This window comes from Bacillus cereus group sp. MYBK95-2 (assembly GCF_051915225.1).
GTDB classification, from domain to species: Bacteria; Bacillota; Bacilli; order Bacillales; family Bacillaceae_G; genus Bacillus_A; species Bacillus_A cereus.
The window spans coordinates 103,527-122,953 of the sequence record NZ_JBQAEH010000009.1; the positions used below are offsets into that span (position 1 = coordinate 103,527).

Here is a 19,427-nt window from a genome sequence, read left to right on the forward strand (position 1 = left end):
GTTTCTCAATATGTTCGAGAATAAAAAAAAGCCAATGTAAAAGCATTGGCCAAGACCAACCCTATCCGTCCGGTAACTGGCTAGCGTAGCCTTTCGACCTTAGCTCCTGTAGTTTTGCGTCCTCATGTTTCCATCAGTTTGCCTTTCTCGCTGAACGAGTTGAACGATATGGGAGTTCTATGAGAATTAATTTATTCTCTTTCAAAGATTACAACATATAAATCAAAATGTCTACTTATTTAGAGATATAAATACAAATTTTTAATGCATTGCTTTTTCGAAATAATTTCAAAAAGTACGTGAATGTTACTTTTTTTGTGTTATATAATAAAAAATGTATAAATAACAAGGATTTCTTCGGGTATTTATTTAATTTTCATTCAAATTAAACTATTCGAATATATCTTAACTAATGAATTTCGGAGGTAGTTTATCATGTTTTGGCTACAATTTCTTACCTTGTTACTCTGTATTTTTATTGGTGCACGCCTAGGCGGAGTTGGTTTAGGAGTAATGGGTGGAGTTGGTATGGCAATACTCGTTTTTGTCTTCCACCTACAACCAACCGCGCCTCCTATCGATGTAATGCTTATGATTTTGGCAGTAATTACAGCTGCTGGTGCTTTGCAAGCTGCTGGAGGAATGGACTATCTTGTTCATCTTGCTGAAAAGGCATTACGAAAAAATCCAAAGCGTATTACTTTTTTTGCTCCAATTGTTACTTATTTATTCACACTATGTGCAGGTACTGGTCACGTTGCCTATTCTGTACTTCCTGTTATTGCAGAAGTCTCTCGTGAATCAGGGATTAGACCGGAACGCCCAATGTCGATTGCCGTAATCGCTTCTCAACAAGCAATTACAGCTAGTCCAATTTCAGCTGCCACAGTTGCTCTTTTAGCAATGTTAGCTGACTATAAAATCACTTTATTAGATATTTTAAAAGTGAGTATTCCTTCCACTTTCATTGCTTGTATGTTAGCAGCATTCGTTGCTAGTAAGATGGGAAAAGAATTAAATGAAGACCCTGAATACTTAAAACGATTAAAAGAAGGAATGATTCCTAAGCTTGAAGAGAAAAAAGAATTTGTAGGTGTAAAGGGCGCAAAATTATCAGTTATCCTTTTCCTTGTAGGAACCTTCCTTGTTGTACTTCTTGGTTCATTTGAAGCACTTCGTCCAGGATGGATAGTTGATGGGAAGTTAGCCCGTCTTTCCATGCCGAATACAATTGAGATGGTTATGTTAACTATCGCGGCTCTTATTATTATTTTCTGTAAACCAAATGTAGAAAGCATTGTGTCTGGTAACGTCTTTAAAGCGGGGGCAACAGCAGTTGTTGCTATTTTCGGTATCGCTTGGATGGGAGATACTTTCTTTAATGGAAACTTAAATATGATTCAAGGATCCATTCAGCATTTAGTAACAAGTGCACCTTGGCTATTTGCCATCGCACTATTCATTCTATCTATTTTACTATATAGCCAAGCAGCCACAGTACGTGCTTTAATGCCTCTTGGATTATCACTCGGTATTCCACCAGCGCTACTGATTGCGATGTTCCCTGCAGTAAACGGATATTTCTTCATTCCAAACTACGGCACAATCGTTGCTGCCATTAACTTTGACCGTACCGGTACAACAGGTATTGGTAAATACGTATTAAATCATAGCTTTATGATTCCTGGCCTAATTGCAACATTTACTTCTATCGGAATTGGAATGCTCTTAATTTCAATTATGTTTTAAAGAAAAAGCACAAACCTTTATTTAAAAAGGTTTGTGCTTTTTTAATCAAATGTTTGTTTAAATTTTGGGGCAGTCTATTTCTCCATGTAGCACTTAAAATACTACACGTCCTTCCCTACAAACTTCTCTTTACTTCTTCAGCTAATTTTCTCGTACTTTCATACGCAGATTCAGCTAAACTAATTGCTGAAATAACTGAAACACCGTCCGCACCCGCTTCTATAACTGCCGCTGTATTTTCAATTGTAATCCCACCAATACCAACGATTGGCACTGTAATTCCTTGTTCTCTAAAATAGGCTAATCCTTTCGTTCCTTGAACCGCTTTCGTATCTTTTTTCGTACTCGTTGGGAAAATAGGTCCAACGCCTAAATAATCTGCTCCATTTTCGATTGCAAAGCGTGCTTCTTCAATTGTATGAGCAGATACGCCGATAATTTTATCTCCCATTTTTTCACGAACAGATGTAATTCCTTCATCATCTTGTCCTACATGAACACCATCTGCATCTAATTCAATGGCTAATTCTACATCATCATTTACAATGAAAGGAACACTATATTCCTTACAAAGCGTCTGCAATTCTTTTGCAAAGCGCACTCTATCTTCTCCGATTAAAGAACCTTCCCCCTTCTCGCGAAACTGAAAAATTGTCACTCCACCATCTAACGCTTCTTTCAATACAGCTAAAGGATCCCTCGTGCAGTTATTACTTCCCATAATAAAATACACTTGCAATAGCTTAGACATTTTATCTATTTCAATGCGTGCCATTTCTTTCACTCCCTCTTACTCTAACTCCTCAATCTTTCCATACTTCTCAATATCACTAGAAGTAGTATTCGCTAACTGATTTAAAAATTCAATTTGGAAACTACCAGGTCCCTTTTCCACGGTCTTAGCAGCTGCCAGTTCCGAAGCTACACCATAAAACGTTAATGCTGCTACTGCTGCTTTTACATAATCTTTTTCCACTGCTACAAATGCTCCTATTACAGAAGTTAGTAAACAACCTGTTCCCGTAACTTTCGTTAAAATAGGGTGACCATTTCGAATAACAATAGTTCTCTCTCCATCTGTAACAACATCTTCTTTTCCAGTAATGACCGCAACTGTATTTAGTTCATCTGCTGCCTGCCTTGCAATACTTACAACATTGCCATTTCCAGTACCAGCGTCTACCCCTTTAATTTCCCATTTCTCATTAATAACATTTGCTATTTCAGCTGCATTTCCGCGGATAATTGCTAACTCAATTTCAGCCGGAATATGTCTCGCAACTTCTGTTCGATACGAAGTTGCTCCTGCACCAACTGGATCAAATAGTACTGGCACATTGTTCGCATTTGCTGATTTACCCGCGAGTAACATCGCTTCTACTTCTTCAGGACGAAGTGTCCCCATATTTAATACTAACGCTCCAGCAATGCTAGCCATTTCTGCTACTTCTTCTTTCGCATACGCCATTACAGGCGATGCCCCAAGTGCCAACAAACCGTTAGCAGTAAAATTTGTTACAACAACATTTGTAATATTATGAACAAGCGGATTAGATTCTCTCACCAAATCCACTACTTTACTAATTTCTTTCATATTCATCCTTTTCATCTCCTAACTATAATGATGGGAGATACACAAAAAGACACTTTGCGCGTACGCAAAGTGCCTGAATATGTGCTTTTACACTCTCCCTACGCTGGCATTATCCAACAGGTTCAAATGGTCAATGACGGACTAGTAGCCATACTCTCAGTTTGTATCCACAAACTCCCATGTGTTTCTTATTCATCTACTTCAAAGTCTACTCTTATTCTAGTAAAATAACAAGTTCTTTACTTTTCTATTTGATATAGAGGCAACTGATAAAGTGAAACTTTAATCAGTTGGGATTTTGTTAACTCCATTAAAAACAGCTGAAATATGGAGCGAAACTGAATCTCAAGAAGATGTATGCTATATTTAACTTATGGAAATTTGAAAGGATGTTTTTAATATGTCAAAAAGCGTTGTAATCGCTGAAAAACCTTCCGTTGCACGAGATATTGCTCGTGTACTGAAGTGTGATAAAAAAGGAAACGGCTATCTTGAAGGTAGTAAATATATTGTAACTTGGGCTTTAGGTCATCTCGTTACATTAGCAGATCCAGAAAGTTATGATGTGAAATATAAAAAGTGGAATTTAGAAGATTTACCGATGCTACCTGAGCGTTTGAAATTAACGGTTATTAAACAAACTGGTAAACAATTTAATGCTGTAAAAAGTCAGCTACTTAGAAAAGATGTAAATGAAATTATTGTAGCAACAGACGCTGGACGTGAAGGGGAATTAGTCGCACGCTGGATTATCGATAAAGTTAAGCTAAATAAACCAATCAAACGTTTATGGATTTCTTCTGTAACCGATAAAGCAATTAAAGATGGTTTTGCAAATTTAAAACCAGGTAAAGCCTATGACAATTTATACGCTTCAGCAGTTGCGCGTTCAGAAGCTGACTGGTATATCGGTCTTAATGCAACTCGTGCTTTAACGACTCGCTTTAATGCCCAGTTAAATTGCGGCCGTGTACAAACCCCTACTGTTGCTATGATTGCTAGTCGTGAAGATGAAATAAAGAACTTCAAAGCTCAAACTTACTACGGCATCGAAGCTCAAACAATGGAGAAGCTCAAACTTACTTGGCAAGATGCAAATGGCAATAGCCGTAGTTTTAATAAAGAAAAAATCGATGGTATTGTAAAAAGTTTAGATAAACAAAATGCTACTGTTGTGGAAATTGATAAGAAACAGAAAAAGTCATTCTCTCCTGGTCTTTACGATTTAACTGAATTGCAACGTGATGCAAATAAAAAGTTCGGTTACTCTGCTAAAGAAACATTAAATATTATGCAAAAATTGTATGAACAGCATAAAGTACTAACGTACCCTCGTACAGATTCACGCTACATTTCATCTGATATCGTTGGAACACTTCCAGAACGTCTAAAAGCATGTGGTGTTGGAGAATACCGTCCCTTCGCACATAAAGTATTACAAAAGCCTATCAAACCTAACAAATCATTTGTTGATGATAGTAAAGTAAGCGATCATCATGCGATTATTCCAACAGAAGGATACGTTAACTTCTCAGCATTCACAGATAAAGAACGCAAAATTTATGATTTAGTTATAAAACGTTTCTTAGCTGTTTTATTCCCAGCATTCGAATACGAACAACTAACGTTACGCACAAAGGTTGGCAATGAAACATTCATTGCACGCGGAAAAACGATTTTACATGCTGGTTGGAAGGAAGTATACGAAAATCGATTTGAAGACGATGATGTAACTGATGACGTAAAAGAGCAGATTCTACCTCACATTGAAAAGGGCGATACATTAACTGTAAAGTTACTTATGCAAACATCAGGTCAAACGAAAGCACCTGCACGCTTTAATGAAGCAACTTTACTTTCAGCAATGGAGAATCCTACAAAATATATGGATACGCAAAATAAACAACTTGCTGATACGTTAAAATCGACTGGTGGATTAGGTACTGTAGCGACACGTGCAGATATTATCGACAAACTTTTCAACTCTTTCTTAATTGAAAAACGTGGTAAAGATATTCACATTACATCAAAAGGTCGTCAATTACTTGATTTAGTACCAGAAGAATTAAAATCACCTACACTAACTGGTGAGTGGGAACAAAAACTTGAGGCAATTGCAAAAGGAAAATTAAAGAAAGAAGTATTCATTTCGGAAATGAAGAACTATACGAAAGAAATTGTTTCTGAAATTAAATCGAGTGATAAAAAATATAAACATGACAACATTTCAACGAAGTCTTGTCCAGACTGCGGTAAACCAATGCTAGAAGTAAACGGCAAAAAGGGAAAAATGCTCGTATGCCAAGATCGTGAATGTGGTCATCGTAAAAATGTATCTCGTACAACAAACGCTCGCTGTCCGCAATGTAAGAAGAAACTAGAATTACGTGGTGAGGGTGCAGGCCAAATTTTCGCATGTAAATGTGGCTATCGTGAGAAATTATCAACATTCCAAGAACGACGTAAAAAAGAATCTGGAAACAAAGCCGATAAACGCGACGTTCAAAAATATATGAAACAACAGAAAAAAGAAGAAGAACCATTAAATAACCCATTCGCAGAAGCATTAAAAAAATTAAAATTTGATTAAACAAAAAGGTTCCTACCTCTATCGGTAGGAACCTTTTATTTTAGTGAATGATTTTACTTCCTTTTGCATTCTCAACAAATTTTTCACTTGATTTGTTAATTGGTGTTTTCAGTAATAACGCAGCAACAATCATAACTACTACGAAAGCACTTAACACAAGTAAATCTCGTGTTACGATATCCCAAAGCATTCCGCCAACTGTTTCACGAATTGCGCTAATTGCGTATGTGAATGGTAAGAACGGATAAATCGCTTGGAAGAACGCTGGTGTCATTTGGATTGGGAATGTTCCGCCCGATCCTGCTACTTGTAGTACAAGTAAAATGATCGCCATCGATTTCCCAACGTTTCCGAAAATAGAAACGAGTGAGTATACGATACAAACGAAGACTCCACCAATAAATAAACTAAATAACACAAACCAGAACTTATCGACTACGTACGTACCGAGTAAGAATATATCTCCCATCGATACGATAAACGCTTGTGAAAGACCTATCGTTAAGAATGTTAATAAACGTCCGAAGTAAATTTCATGGCTCTTATAATTCGCGCCCTCTTCGTGTACTTCTACCGTTAATAATGAAACCATTAATAATGCGCCTACCCATAATGCAAGCACTGTATAGAATGGTGACATCGCTGAACCGTAGTTCGGCATCGCAAATAATTTATTTTCTTTTAAATTTACTGGATTCGCAAAGTAATCACTTTGCTTTTCAACATCATTTTTCAATAAACGTATGATGTCTTTTAAATCCTCTTCAGATTCAAAATCACGAATTTTATCTGCTAATTCTTTAATCTTTTTCTCAGTAGCTGGCATTTCAGCTTTAATGTCTGCTAATTTCTTTTTACCATCTACTAAACCTTTTGATGAATCTTCTAGTAATTTTTTAACATCTGGAAGCTTTTTGTCTGCCTCTTTTAAAATTTGAGATGTGTTTTTAGACATCTCTTTTGTGCGAGCAATTGCTGCATTGAAATTTGGAGTGATTTCTGAGTCATATTTAGCTAAAATGTCACCAATTTGGCCCGAAACACTTTTAGACACTTGATTAATACTTTCAATAACATCTGCTGCTGGTTTTTGACCTTTATTAATAGCGTCAATTCCTTTATCAGTTAAATCGATTCCTTTTTGGAAACCATCTTTTACTTTATTTAACTTAGCGATTGTGCCATTAAGATTTTTATCACTATTCACATCAGCTAACACTTTATTTGTACTTTCCAGAACTGGAATCATGTCATTAACTAAATTCCATCCTGCTTTGAACTGTCCATTCACATCATTTAAGGCTACTTTTGTAGAATCTAATCCATTAACACCTTTGTTACTTAAGTCTTCTCTTGCTTTTTCAAGCTCCGTTTTTAATCTACTGTAATCATTTACAGCTTTATCATATTTCTCTCTACCATTGTTTAATATCTCATTAGCCTTATTTATATCTTGATTTAAATTGCCTCTAAGCTGCTGTGCATTTTCTTGCGCATTTTCAGCCTTACTTTTCAGTTGCTCAGCTGTACTTACTGCTTTTTCAAAATCAGCTACAAACGTTGCATTATAATCCTTTTCAGCTTGATTTACTAAATTATTTACTGCATCTAATTTTTGATTTACAGCATCTCGCACATCTTGTTTAACTTCTTGTCCGGAACTAATTAAATCTCCTACATGCTTAACCCTATTGTTAGCATCCACCATAGAATTTTTAAGCACCGTTAAACTTTCCACTCTGTTTCCAAAGAACTGTTTACCGAATTCCGTGGAAGCTGATTCCTTGAAAGCTGTAAAGAAATCAATCAAATATGAAACACTATCGATACGCTCTTGGAGGAGCTTTGAAGCATCCTGCACATTTTTCTGTGCTACAGCTGGATCCACGCCTTTATTTTGAAGGCCATCCATAACACTCTTTACATATGCCGTTCCAACACGAGTAGAATTGAAAACAGTGTTTACAGTTTGATCAATATTTTTAGCAATATTTTTATACCCTTCACCATTCACTTGTGGTAATGCTGGAATCTCTGGTATTTGTGGAATAGTTATATTAGGTAAGACTGGTAATTTAGCTGGATCTGGCAATGTCAGATTAAAGTCAAATGCCGGATTTTTTAAGTAATCCGTAATTTTCGCTGCAGCATCCAATCCCTGCTGCATTACTGTTAAATTATTTTTAATAGTTCCCGGAGCGCGATTCAATGTTTCATCATTTCTAGCAAAGAATTTATCTAAATTCCCTAACGCTTCTTGCCCATCATTCATAACACTCTCTACAACAGGCAACTCTTTTTGCGCTACTTTCACAACATCCTCTGCTCGAGTCGCATCATCTAACGCCTTATCCATCAATGTATTCATTTCTGGGAACTGCGCTTCTAACTTAAAGACAAGATCTTTTACTTTCTCGATACTTGGTAAGTTTGTTTCTAAATCGATTCCAAGGTCATTGAAGATTTTAAAAATCTCACCGTTCGCTGTTTTAACGAAGTTTTTACTAATTTCTTCCGTAATACCTGATGCACCTTTTGCTGTAATTTTCGGTGCAATCGCATTTACCTTTTCATTTACATAGTAATCAAGTTCTGGTTTCTGTGGATTTTCATCCAGAACAGTTGCAATTTTTTCAGAGAAGTCTTTTGGGATTGTAATGCTTGCATAGTAATCCCCGCGTTCAACTCCGTAAATTGCCTGCTTTTCGTCTACAAACTTCCAACCAAGATTTTTGTTTTTCTTCAGAGAATCTACAATCTCGTCCCCGATATTGATATCTTTCCCTCTTAAATTAGAGCCTGCATCTTGGTTAGAAACTGCAATGGGAACCTCTTTTGTATTTCCATATGGATCCCAAGAAGCTTTAATGTTAAACCATGCATATAACGATGGTAAAATCATTAATCCTAAAACAATAACAATTGCAGCCCAATGTTTGGCTACATTCCGTAAATCTGTCTTATAAATACGCCAAATCTGTTTCATAGAAGTTATCACCTAATTATATATTTTTCCTTCTTTAGAAAATGATACATACATTTTGCAATTATATCACTTTCTACATCGTGTATTAACCAAAAACGTACTATTTTTTCCCATTAACTTTCACTTACTTCATTATATAACGAAGTGAGTCAAAGTATGAATACAAAATGACCAAATCGGTTTTACATTCAATAATAACAAATATATATGAAATGTCATAAAAAATACAAGTATTTTCTCTTGGAAATACTTGTATTCCTAAAAAAAATCCTCACAGCTTTTATTCTCTGTGAGGATTTCTTCTATTATATATCCAATTGAACCTCTACACCGAAATGATCTGAAATTACATTTCTGTTTGTACCATTAAAAATAACTTTTGAAGAATGAACTTTTTTACTTTGGTTACACAATATTAGATCGATTCGCAAATTATGTTTATTTTCATCCCAACCAGCAATCTCACCTTGGACAGTCGTTCCTTCATCCTTCTCTATTGCTAATTCATATGTGTCATACAACCCTTTTTGCATCATATACTCATAACCTTCGCCTTTCAATCGAGCATTGTTATTAAAATCCCCCATTAAGAAGGCGAGCTTATTGCTATCTACACGCTCCATCAAACGATCGACTTGACCTTTGAATGACTCTTCTTCATCATTCCACCAACCGAGATGACAAGAGTAAAACGTTATATCCTTACCATTATAAGCAATTGTTGTACTTACAATTTTACGCGTTTTCCAATACGTTGTATCCTCGTTTTCTGAAATGAAGAACGTATCTTCTTTTATAATATTATGCTTCGTTATAATTGCTAATCCTTCTTCGTACACATCATAACCAATATGAGAGAAATCCCAAGTAATATTGTAATCTTTTACATGTAGCGCTTTTAACTCTTCTAATAGTAAAAGTCCAAAATTATCTTTTTTCTTGTTACCGCATACATTTTCAGCTTGTATGGACTGACTTACTTCTTGCAATGCGATGACATCGTACTCTTCTTCTTGAATTACTTTAGCAAGGTATTGTATCTTTTCTATTTGATTCTCTTCTTGCCAAGAATGACAGTTTAAAGTTAGCAATTTCATATTATTACGCACCTAACATATCTTGAATGTCTGACTTTAATACGTCAGCTTTCGGACCATATACCGCTTGTACACCTTTGTCTTTTACAATAAGCCCTAAAGCACCATTTTGTTTCCACTGTGCTTCTGGTGCAACAACATCTAAATCTTTTACTGTTACACGTAAGCGCGTCATACAAGCATCTACGTCAGCAATATTTTCTTTTCCACCTAATAAATCGATAACTTTTGTTGCTAATGAACCGTCTTGTACATTTCCTGTTCCTTCTGATGCCTCATCTTCATTATCAATATAGTTACCTGCACGCCCTGGTGTTGGTAAATTGAATTTTTTAATTAAGAAATTAAATAGTGTAAAGTTAAGACCGAAGAACACTAATGAAACAATAACAAAGTTGATTAAGTCTCTTGTTAAACCTGCGTTAACCATCATTGGCGTACGAGTAATTAACTCAATAAATCCAAATGCATGAACACGTAAGTTAATTAAATCAGCTAGCGCGAATGCAAGTCCTGTTGTAATAGCATATACAACATATAATACTGGAGCAATAAACATGAACATGAATTCAATTGGTTCTGTTACACCTGTTAAGAATACTGCTAATGCTGCTGATAAAAACATTGGTTTATATTTTGCACGCTTTTCTTTATCAACGTTACGGAACATCGCAAATGCAATCCCCATTAACGCTGCTGTTGAGCCGATAACTTGTCCAGCTTTGAAACGAGCTGGTACAACATTATTTAATAAATCGTTATATGCCTTCGTATCTCCATTTGCTAATAAATTATTTAAATCTGTAATCCATGCAAGCCATAATGGATCTTGTCCTGCTACAACTTGTCCAACTTTTGAACCAGTTAGCATCGTATATGTTCCGCCTAGCTCTGTATAGTTCATCGGAATCGTTAACATATGGTGTAAACCAAATGGTAATAATAAACGCTCTAACGTTCCATATACAAACGGTGCAACAACTGGTGCACTATCTTTTGAAGCTGCAATCCAGCGACCAAATTCATTTAACCCACTTTGGATGAATGGCCATAGAAGTGATAATACAATCGCAGTAACTGTAGACCAAAGAATTACAACGAATGGTACAAATCGTTTTCCATTAAAGAATGCTAATGCCTGTGGCAGTTTATTATAGTTATAATATTTGTTATATAAAGTAGCTCCTAAGAAACCTGTGATAATCCCTACGAACACTCCCATGTTTAATGCAGGTGCACCAAGTACAGAAGTAAAGTAATCTTTTACAATTAAATCTCCCGCTATTACTGAAGAAACTTTCGCTTTTGAATCCGCTAACATTTCAGCGTTTACCCCAAATATAGCTCCTGTAATTCGGTTTGTTAAGACGAATGCTAATAGCGCTGCAAATGCACCACCTGCGCGATCTTTCGCCCAAGATCCCCCAATTGCTACTGCGAATAAGATGTGTAGATTTGTAATGATTGCCCAACCGATGTCTTCCATTACGCGAGCGATTGTATGAACTGCGTTAACATCCCCAGCAGACATACCAATTAACTTACCGATGGAAATCATTAAACCAGCTGCTGGCATTACGGCTACAACAACTAATAACGCTTTCCCGAACTTTTGCCAAAAATCAAAAGACGTAATTTTCATCTGTTCTTCCTCCCCTTTATTTATAAAAACATAATGATTTAAATTATAATTTCTGTTCCCTTTATGAAAACGATTCCTTATGTTACTTTATTTTTATCTTTACGCAACCGTTTTCATAAATCTATTTTAATAAAAGCGTTTTCACTTTGCAATAGAAATTTATTTTTTTTCATAAAAAAAGATGCTCAAAGAGCATCCTTTTTTATTATGAAATGCGATAAACCCTTGTTTCATAAGGCTTTAAAGCAATTGTTGTTACTTCTTCATGTTCCGCAACTTCATAGTTATTTAAAAGCAAACGTTTGCGTTCTAGTGCAAATGAACCCTCATTATACACAGCTTCCTCTTTTGAGATATTACTAATTACAATGACTTTTTCATCCTGTAACGTACGTGTATATGCATAAATTTGTGGATCGTCTTCTAAAAGTAAATCATACGTACCATAGTTCAGTACATCGTGCTCTTTTTTCAGGGCAATCATTTTCTTATAGAAATTGAAAATAGACTTTTCTTCATTTTTTTGCTTTTCAACATTAATTTCTTTGTAATTTGGATTCATGCTAAACCAAGGTGTACTTGTTGTGAAACCAGCATTCATCTCATCATTCCACTGCATAGGTGTACGTGAATTATCGCGGCAAGAAGCCCATATAATCTCCATCATATCTTGATGTGGTACGCCCTCTGCAATTTTCTCGCGATATAAATTTTTAATTGCTACATCATCGTAATCTTCAATATTTGGTAACTGAACATTTGTCATACCAATTTCTTGGCCTTGATAAATAAAAGGTGTACCGTGCATAAAGAAATACATCGCCCCTAGAGCTGTTGCACTTTCACGCCAATATTGTTTATCATCTCCCCATGTTGAAACGATACGTGGTTTATCGTGATTCTCAATATATAAAGCGTTCCATCCTTTATTTTCTAATCCTTTTTGCCATTTCGTTAATACTTTTTTCAATCCTACAACATCAAGGTCTTTCTTCTTCTCTGCATCCCATAAACTTAAATGTTCAAATTGGAATACCATATTGAACTTACCTTGCTCTTCTCCAACCCAAAGCTCAGCATCTTCAATCTTAACACCATTTGCTTCACCAACAGTCATAATATCGTACTTAGAGAATGTATTTTCTTTTAGCTCTTCTAATAAAGGTTGAATACCTTTCACATTCATATGTTTATCAAAAGATGGCACATATTTTAACCCTTTTGGATTTGGCATATCCTTGAGGCCTTCTTCTTTTTTAATATGACTGATCGCATCAACGCGGAAACCATCAATACCTTTATCAAGCCACCAATTAACCGTATCGTATAGTACTTCGCGAACTTCTTTATTCTCCCAGTTTAAATCTGGTTGTTTACGTGAGAATAAATGTAAATAATATTGTTCTGTTTCTTCATCATATTCCCATGCCGAACCATTAAAAATACTTTCCCAGTTGTTTGGCTCCGCACCATCTTTACCATCATGCCAAATATACCAATCACGCTTCGGATTATCTTTAGATGAACGTGATTCAATAAACCATGGATGTTCATCACTCGTATGATTAATAACTAAATCAATAATAAGCTTCATATCACGCTTATGAACTTCATCTAGTAAAGCATCAAAGTCTGCCATTGTACCAAACTCATCCATAATATCTTGATAATCACTAATATCATAACCATTATCATCATTAGGCGACTTATACATTGGACAAATCCAAATTACATCTATACCTAAATCTTTTAAATAATCCAGTTTTGCAATAATACCTTGTAAATCTCCAATACCATCACCATTTGAATCCATAAAGCTTCGTGGATAAATTTGATAAGCAACCGCTTCTTTCCACCATGTCTTATTCATAGTCATTCTCTCCTTTTGCATCCCATCGGAAATTTTATGCAAACGTTTTCGTAACACTATCATAACAAAATATGAACAGTTTGCAACTGTTTTCATTGAACTCTATGTAGATTCTTTATTCTTATGCTTTATTTATTTCTCACAAAGGTAAATCTCATTCTTCACCTCTCCTTGTCCACGCGTATTACAGACATTTTTCATATATTAATAAAAAACTCTGATTATTTTAGAAAGGAGTAATAAATTGAAGCAAACAAAATTAACAGGTCGTATCGTTGTTCCCACAGATCCTGACTACGACGTAGCCCGAATGAATTTAAATTTAAGTATTCCAAAACTCCCTTGTATTATTGTTTTTTGTCAAAATAACAAGGATGTCTGTAACGCCTTAAAATGGGCACGTGAACGTCATATACCATTTCGGTTAAGAAGTGGACGTCATAGCTATGAAAATTTTTCTCTTTTAAATAGAGGACTTATTATTGATGTGAGTGAAATGCATCGCATTACTGTTAATACAGAGAAATTAACAGCAACAATTGAGGCTGGTGCAAATCTTGGCACTGTTTATAAAGAACTTTGGAATTACGGTGTTACAATTCCTGCTGGTACAAGTGCAAGCGTTGGAGTTGTTGGATTAGCACTTGGCGGTGGTATTGGTATGCTTTCGCGCTTATTTGGATTAACATGTGATCAATTAATGGAAGTGGAAATGGTACAAGCGTGTGGAAAATTTGGTGCAAAACTCATTCGTGCAAATGAACAAGAAAACTCTAACCTTTTTTGGGCATGCCGTGGTGGCGGTGGTGGAAACTTCGGAATTGTCACTTCCTTAACTTTTCGAGTCCACCCGATAAAAAATGTATCAATTTTCTCAATTACATGGGAATGGGAAGACTTTATTGCTGCATTTCAAGCGTGGCAAAACTGGGCACCTTATATAGATGAACGTCTCACTTCATCGATCGAATTATTCGCCAAGCAACGAAATAAAATTGAAGCACAAGGCGAGTTTGTCGGTTCTCCCTCTGAACTCCATTCCCTATTATCCCCTCTTCTTGAAACTGGTAGCCCCTCTCTCTTTATAGAAGAAGTTCCTTATATAAAGGCTGTTGAATTTTTTAATGGAGGTAACATCCCTGAAAATTTTAAGCGCTCTGGTTCCTATGTCTATAAACCTATTCCCCTTAAAGGCATTCAAATCATGCAATCCTTTCTTTCTCATGCACCAAATAAAGATGCTAGTATTTGGCATCAATCGCTCATAGGTGCTGTTGAAAATATTTCGCCGAATGAAACGGCTTATTTTCATCGTAAAGCAATTATTGCTCAAGAATACATTACCTCTTGGAAATGCGATGATGAAGAAAATCGAAATATACGCTGGGTTAAAGGTTTACGAGAAAGCTTAGATCCTTATACACTAGGTGACTATGTGAACTGGCCCGATATCGACATTAAAAATTGGCAAACTAGTTATTATGGCTCTAACTTTCACAGATTACGTAAAGTAAAAACCATGTATGATCCTTGTGATGTTTTTCATTTCCAACAAAGTATTCCTCCTTTTCATACGTGAAAAAAGGGGATAACATAAAAAAATCATCCAATATACCGTTACCTCGCAGTATGTTGGATGATTCAAGTTGATTTTCTATATCGTTTCAAATTCTTGCTCCTACTCATAAACTTTTACTTACAGATTAATTGTATTTCGTATCATTTTCATGCAATGAATGTAATTTAATATTTGGTACTTTATCTTTTTCAATACCTCTATTATAAGAAACAGGAACTTGAAATTCAAATTGCTTTGTCTCATGTTTTTGTAAATAGACTGGTTTCGGTACTGGATAGCTTTTTGAATTCTCGTTTGCATTATCATATAAAACAACTTTTAATGCTTGTGAATGATTACGATAATTTTTTAAAGTAACAATGCACTTCGGTTGGATATTCTCTCCATTTTTCTCCATTCTACACTGGCTATCTTCTTTTTTATATTCTATTGCTTCTACCCCTGTTTTTCCTGCATAATACCATGTTTTATTCAATGTCTGGAGGATTGTATTTAAAATAAACGGCATCATTACAATCAAAATACTAGTACCTACTACTTTTATTTTATTCATTTTTCTAAATGTACTAGACTCCTTTTTTCCTAGCCATTTTAAAAATAATATAAATGCAATTACATGTAGTATGAAAGAAACAATCAATATATTTGAGACTTTATAATCCATATAAACATACGTATGTATCGGAATCTTATAGACATTGAATAGTTTTTCCCCAATTAATTCATTATCATTTGGAATTTTTAATAATAACAAAACCCCTATACTGTAACAAATAGCTACTAATCGATCATACTCAATACGAATCATTCTTTCTCCCCTTCACTTTGTATTTTATTATCGATTTTAGCTATTATTACCATACTATACAATCTTTTTATAGAGGATAACGTAAAAAAGTTCCTTATAAATATATAAAGAACCTTATTAATATACACTATGAATTAAAAAATCAATATACAATTTTCACATAGAGATTTCTTCAAAATATGTTGGATCATGTATTGTAATTTTTTTATCTAAAATTGTAACAATGCTATCATTTTTTAATTGTTTTAATACGCTGCTAACTGTCTCTCGAGATGTTCCAGATATTTTGGATATTTCAATTGTTGTAAGTGGACATGAAATTACAATCTTTTCTCCACTCTGTTCTCCTAAATCCTGCATTAAATAATTTAACGTTTGGATAACACGATCTTGTGCATTAGGAATTGTAATATTTTGCACTCGATTTTCGTTCAATTTTAATATAGATGATAATTGCTGAACAACGTACATCAATTGTGTTCTGCTGGACTTTACCATATCTTCAAAGATTACCGTTGGAATATAATATACCTCCACATCCGTCATTGCTTCTGCTGTATAGTTATATCCTCTGTCTGTAAACATACCACCATAAGGAAAAATAGAATACCGCTTTACATAGTCATCGTATAATAAGTTCCCATTTTGATTAACCCGCTCTAACTTTACAAAACCATCTAACATGAAGTAAATTCTTTCCCTTGAATCCCCTTCTAAAAATAAAAATTGACCTTTTTTATAAGTTCGCCAATAAACAAACTCTGTTAAGCCTTTCAATTTTTTTTCTGTTAAATGAGCAAATAATTCGAACTGCTTTAAGTCTTTCACTACGTTCCGTCTATTCATAAAATTCCCTCTCTCTTGCTGTATGTTGGAGCGAAAAATCAAGAAAGCGTATTCAATTTGAATTTTATCATAATTAACTTGTATATTCAGATTTCATCATGAAAACTTTATGAACAATGAGTACAAAAAATATTAATAAATAAAAAGAATGAAGTTATTAACCTCATTCTTTTTTTACTACTAAGTAGCGTACATAATAATTTAAACATACATGCATACATTCTGTTTTGAAATAATAGTACCGGCTTTTTCTTCTAGTGCTTCATATACTTTTTCTAAAGACGTAATAATCGTTTTTCTTTTTGGATTTGTATTAACAAAATTAATAGCAGCTTCGATTTTTGGAAGCATGCTTCCCGCAGCAAATTGTTGTTCTTCAATATATTCTTCTAATTGATTCACTGTGACATGCTCTAATTTTTTTTGATTCGGTTGATTATAATTTACATACACATAATCAACTGCAGTTAAAATAACGAGCGTATCGGCATCTACTAATTCTGCTAATTTCTGCGCAGCGAAATCTTTATCGATAACCGCTTCAGTTCCTTTTAACCCTTCTTCAGAATCAATTACTGGAATTCCACCTCCGCCCACAGCTATCACTATGTTTCCATCTTCGACCAAAGAATTAATCACTTTATGTTCATGAATACTTACAGGCTTCGGTGATGGAACAACACGTCTCCATCCTCTACCAGCATCTTCTTTAAACACTGCTTTTGTTTCATCCATTAATTTTCTGGCCTCTTCTTCTGTATAAAAAGGACCAATTGGTTTAGTTGGATTTTTAAATGCCTCATCTTTTTTATCCACAACAACACGTGTTATAACCGTTGCTACATCTTTGTTTATATTCCGTTTTTTCAATGCCTTTTCAATTGCATTTTCCATCCAATATCCAATCATCCCTTGGCTCATTGCCCCACAAGTATCTAATGGCATTGCAGGTGTCTTTTCCGTTTCTGCAGCTTTTTGCTGTAATAAAATATTCCCCACTTGTGGGCCATTTCCATGCGCAATTACTATATCCACATCATTTTCCATTATTTTCACAAGTTGTTCTGCCGTTTTTTCCAACGCTTCTTGCTGCGCTCCCGCAGTAGCTTCTCCAGACTGTATCGCATTTCCCCCTAGTGCAACTACAATTTTTCTTCGTGCCATATTCCAGCCCTCCAGTTGATTTCGCTTTCACAGCGCTTTATAAAGTAATACTGCCTGTAATTAATCCATAAATCGCAAAGAATGCTAAAGCACCAATTGCTACGGATGATGCTAATTCCACTCGAGTAAATATTTGCTTCGAACTCTTTTGCTTTTGAACATTGTAAAAAATAAAAATACCTGGCGCATATAAAGTCATTGTTAATAATAAATACTCTAAACCGGCTGCATAAACTAACCACACGCCATAAATACTTGCGATCAAGCCAATTATTATATTTTTATTTCGATCTGCTTCTTCAGACTTTAAGCTATGCTTCAGTTGATAAAATGCTGAAAAAGCATATGGGATTAAAATAGCTGAAGATGCTAAAGAGAATGCAAAGTTATACGCCTGATCAGAAACGACGAATGTTAACAAGAATATTTGTATTAAACCATTTGTTATCCATAATGAATTTACTGGAGCCTTATTTTTATTTTCTTTTGCGAACCATTTTGGAAATACTCCATCTTTAGCCGCTAAATATGGAATTTCAGAAGCGAGCAAAGTCCAACCTAACCAAGCACCTAATACAGAGATGACTAAACCTAAATTAATAAAGATAGCACCCCATTTTCCAACAACACTTTCAAACAAATAAGCCATAGCCGGATTTTTCAAACCTGCAATGTCTGCTTGCTGCATAAGTCCAAGAGACAATAATGTGATTAAAATGTAAATGATGAGTGTACCAATTAAGCCAATAACGGTTGCTTTCCCTACATCACTTCTATTTTTTGCTCGACTGGATAAAACAACAGCCCCTTCTACCCCAATAAATACCCATAAAGTTACAAGCATTGTACTTTTAACTTGGCTGCCAACTGCTCCCCATGAAAAAGAACCAGTTTGCCCCCAAAATCCATCTAAGAACGTATCAATATGAAACGCAAAGATTCCTATGACAATAAATACAAATACAGGTACTAATTTTGCGATTGTAGTTACTAAATTCACAAGGGCTGCTGATTGAACTCCACGTAAAATTAACATGTGAACACACCATAATAATACGCTTGCACCAATAATGGATTCTACATTTTGACCGCCTTCAAAGATCGGGAAGAAATATCCTAATGAAGAAAACAATAATGTACCGTAAGCTACATTCCCAAGCCAAGCAGATAGCCAGTATCCCCACGCACTATTAAACCCCATAAAATTACCAAACCCTGCTTTTGCATAGCTAAAAATACCACCATCTAAATCTGGCCGTTTTACAGTTAGATTTTGAAAAGATAATCCGAGTGCGATCATCCCAATTCCTGTTATAACCCAGCCAATAATAATGGCTCCAGCACCAGCACCTTTTGCCATATCACTCGCTAAATTAAAGGCTCCACCGCCAATCATAGACCCAACTACAAGAGCCGTTAGTGTAAACAACCCTAATTTCTTATCTTCACCCATTCCACTCACCTCTCTTTAATTGCAATAACAATACAAAAGCAATAGTGAA

At 35.1% G+C, this 19,427-nt stretch carries 13 protein-coding genes and 2 riboswitches; of the genes, 3 read left to right on the plus strand and 10 right to left on the minus strand.

Translation table 11 applies throughout. The features are described from left to right. Positions 1-68: 68 nt before the first annotated feature. Positions 69-153, minus strand: a riboswitch (cyclic di-GMP riboswitch). 282 nt (positions 154-435) lie between these two features. After that, on the plus strand, positions 436-1,749 hold the full coding sequence (locus ACTFN4_RS24375) for an anaerobic C4-dicarboxylate transporter family protein (RefSeq protein ID WP_000498704.1): 1,314 nt from the start codon (positions 436-438) through the stop codon (positions 1,747-1,749). 115 nt (positions 1,750-1,864) lie between these two features. On the opposite strand, the gene thiE is transcribed toward ACTFN4_RS24375, so the two are convergent. Both thiE and thiM read right to left on the minus strand, forming a co-directional pair. Then, the gene (gene thiE, locus ACTFN4_RS24380) at positions 1,865-2,524 is read right to left on the minus strand and encodes a thiamine phosphate synthase (RefSeq protein ID WP_000090960.1); all 660 of its coding nucleotides are present in this window, start codon (positions 2,522-2,524) and stop codon (positions 1,865-1,867) included. Between the two features lie 15 nt (positions 2,525-2,539). Then, on the minus strand, positions 2,540-3,349 hold the full coding sequence (gene thiM, locus ACTFN4_RS24385) for a hydroxyethylthiazole kinase (protein ID WP_001056096.1): 810 nt from the start codon (positions 3,347-3,349) through the stop codon (positions 2,540-2,542). A gap of 72 nt (positions 3,350-3,421) precedes the next feature. Continuing rightward, positions 3,422-3,534, minus strand: a riboswitch (TPP riboswitch). Positions 3,535-3,743: 209 nt separating this feature from the next. Here thiM and topB point away from each other — a divergent pair. Next, complete coding sequence (gene topB / locus ACTFN4_RS24390; protein ID WP_439962928.1) at positions 3,744-5,933, plus strand: DNA topoisomerase III; 2,190 nt, start codon at positions 3,744-3,746, stop codon at positions 5,931-5,933. Between the two features lie 40 nt (positions 5,934-5,973). On the opposite strand, the gene ACTFN4_RS24395 is transcribed toward topB, so the two are convergent. From ACTFN4_RS24395 to ACTFN4_RS24410, 4 genes are all read right to left on the minus strand, one after another. Next, positions 5,974-8,919, minus strand: coding sequence for a YhgE/Pip family protein (locus ACTFN4_RS24395; protein WP_234574333.1), 2,946 nt, complete (start codon positions 8,917-8,919; stop codon positions 5,974-5,976). 305 nt (positions 8,920-9,224) lie between these two features. Continuing rightward, positions 9,225-10,016 carry an endonuclease/exonuclease/phosphatase family protein gene (locus ACTFN4_RS24400; RefSeq protein WP_000771997.1) on the minus strand — a complete coding sequence of 264 codons (792 nt, stop codon included), beginning with the start codon at positions 10,014-10,016 and terminating at the stop codon, positions 9,225-9,227. 4 nt (positions 10,017-10,020) lie between these two features. Continuing rightward, positions 10,021-11,658, minus strand: coding sequence for a PTS transporter subunit IIBC (locus tag ACTFN4_RS24405; protein WP_000705560.1), 1,638 nt, complete (start codon positions 11,656-11,658; stop codon positions 10,021-10,023). Positions 11,659-11,863: 205 nt separating this feature from the next. Further along, positions 11,864-13,528, minus strand: a complete 1,665-nt coding sequence (locus ACTFN4_RS24410) for a glycoside hydrolase family 13 protein (protein ID WP_001044710.1) — start codon at positions 13,526-13,528, stop codon at positions 11,864-11,866. Between the two features lie 244 nt (positions 13,529-13,772). On the opposite strand from ACTFN4_RS24410, the gene ACTFN4_RS24415 reads away from it, so the two are divergent. Continuing rightward, the gene (locus ACTFN4_RS24415) at positions 13,773-15,107 is read left to right on the plus strand and encodes an FAD-dependent oxidoreductase (protein WP_000814898.1); all 1,335 of its coding nucleotides are present in this window, start codon (positions 13,773-13,775) and stop codon (positions 15,105-15,107) included. 124 nt (positions 15,108-15,231) lie between these two features. On the opposite strand, the gene ACTFN4_RS24420 is transcribed toward ACTFN4_RS24415, so the two are convergent. The 4 genes from ACTFN4_RS24420 to arcD form a co-directional block, all read right to left on the minus strand. Beyond that, positions 15,232-15,915 carry a hypothetical protein gene (locus tag ACTFN4_RS24420; RefSeq protein WP_000619186.1) on the minus strand — a complete coding sequence of 228 codons (684 nt, stop codon included), beginning with the start codon at positions 15,913-15,915 and terminating at the stop codon, positions 15,232-15,234. 156 nt (positions 15,916-16,071) lie between these two features. Further along, entirely contained in the window at positions 16,072-16,761 is a 690-nt protein-coding gene (locus tag ACTFN4_RS24425) for a Crp/Fnr family transcriptional regulator (protein WP_001081905.1), read from the minus strand. A 201-nt stretch (positions 16,762-16,962) separates the two neighbouring features. Continuing rightward, positions 16,963-17,925 carry a carbamate kinase gene (gene arcC / locus ACTFN4_RS24430; RefSeq protein ID WP_000113951.1) on the minus strand — a complete coding sequence of 321 codons (963 nt, stop codon included), beginning with the start codon at positions 17,923-17,925 and terminating at the stop codon, positions 16,963-16,965. Positions 17,926-17,962: 37 nt separating this feature from the next. Further along, on the minus strand, positions 17,963-19,378 hold the full coding sequence (arcD, locus tag ACTFN4_RS24435; protein WP_000503412.1) for an arginine-ornithine antiporter: 1,416 nt from the start codon (positions 19,376-19,378) through the stop codon (positions 17,963-17,965). Between the last annotated feature and the right edge of the window lie 49 nt (positions 19,379-19,427).

Bases quoted from the DNA above. Each gene is read 5' to 3' on its own strand.
- ACTFN4_RS24375 (WP_000498704.1), top strand. From the start codon at position 436: ATGTTTTGGCTACAATTTCTTACCTTGTTACTCTGTATTTTTATTGGT.
- thiE (WP_000090960.1), bottom strand. From the start codon at position 2,524: ATGGCACGCATTGAAATAGATAAAATGTCTAAGCTATTGCAAGTGTAT.
- thiM (WP_001056096.1), bottom strand. From the start codon at position 3,349: ATGAATATGAAAGAAATTAGTAAAGTAGTGGATTTGGTGAGAGAATCT.
- topB (WP_439962928.1), top strand. From the start codon at position 3,744: ATGTCAAAAAGCGTTGTAATCGCTGAAAAACCTTCCGTTGCACGAGAT.
- ACTFN4_RS24395 (WP_234574333.1), bottom strand. From the start codon at position 8,919: ATGAAACAGATTTGGCGTATTTATAAGACAGATTTACGGAATGTAGCC.
- ACTFN4_RS24400 (WP_000771997.1), bottom strand. From the start codon at position 10,016: ATGAAATTGCTAACTTTAAACTGTCATTCTTGGCAAGAAGAGAATCAA.
- ACTFN4_RS24405 (WP_000705560.1), bottom strand. From the start codon at position 11,658: ATGAAAATTACGTCTTTTGATTTTTGGCAAAAGTTCGGGAAAGCGTTA.
- ACTFN4_RS24410 (WP_001044710.1), bottom strand. From the start codon at position 13,528: ATGAATAAGACATGGTGGAAAGAAGCGGTTGCTTATCAAATTTATCCA.
- ACTFN4_RS24420 (WP_000619186.1), bottom strand. From the start codon at position 15,915: ATGATTCGTATTGAGTATGATCGATTAGTAGCTATTTGTTACAGTATA.
- ACTFN4_RS24425 (WP_001081905.1), bottom strand. From the start codon at position 16,761: ATGAATAGACGGAACGTAGTGAAAGACTTAAAGCAGTTCGAATTATTT.
- arcC (WP_000113951.1), bottom strand. From the start codon at position 17,925: ATGGCACGAAGAAAAATTGTAGTTGCACTAGGGGGAAATGCGATACAG.
- arcD (WP_000503412.1), bottom strand. From the start codon at position 19,378: ATGGGTGAAGATAAGAAATTAGGGTTGTTTACACTAACGGCTCTTGTA.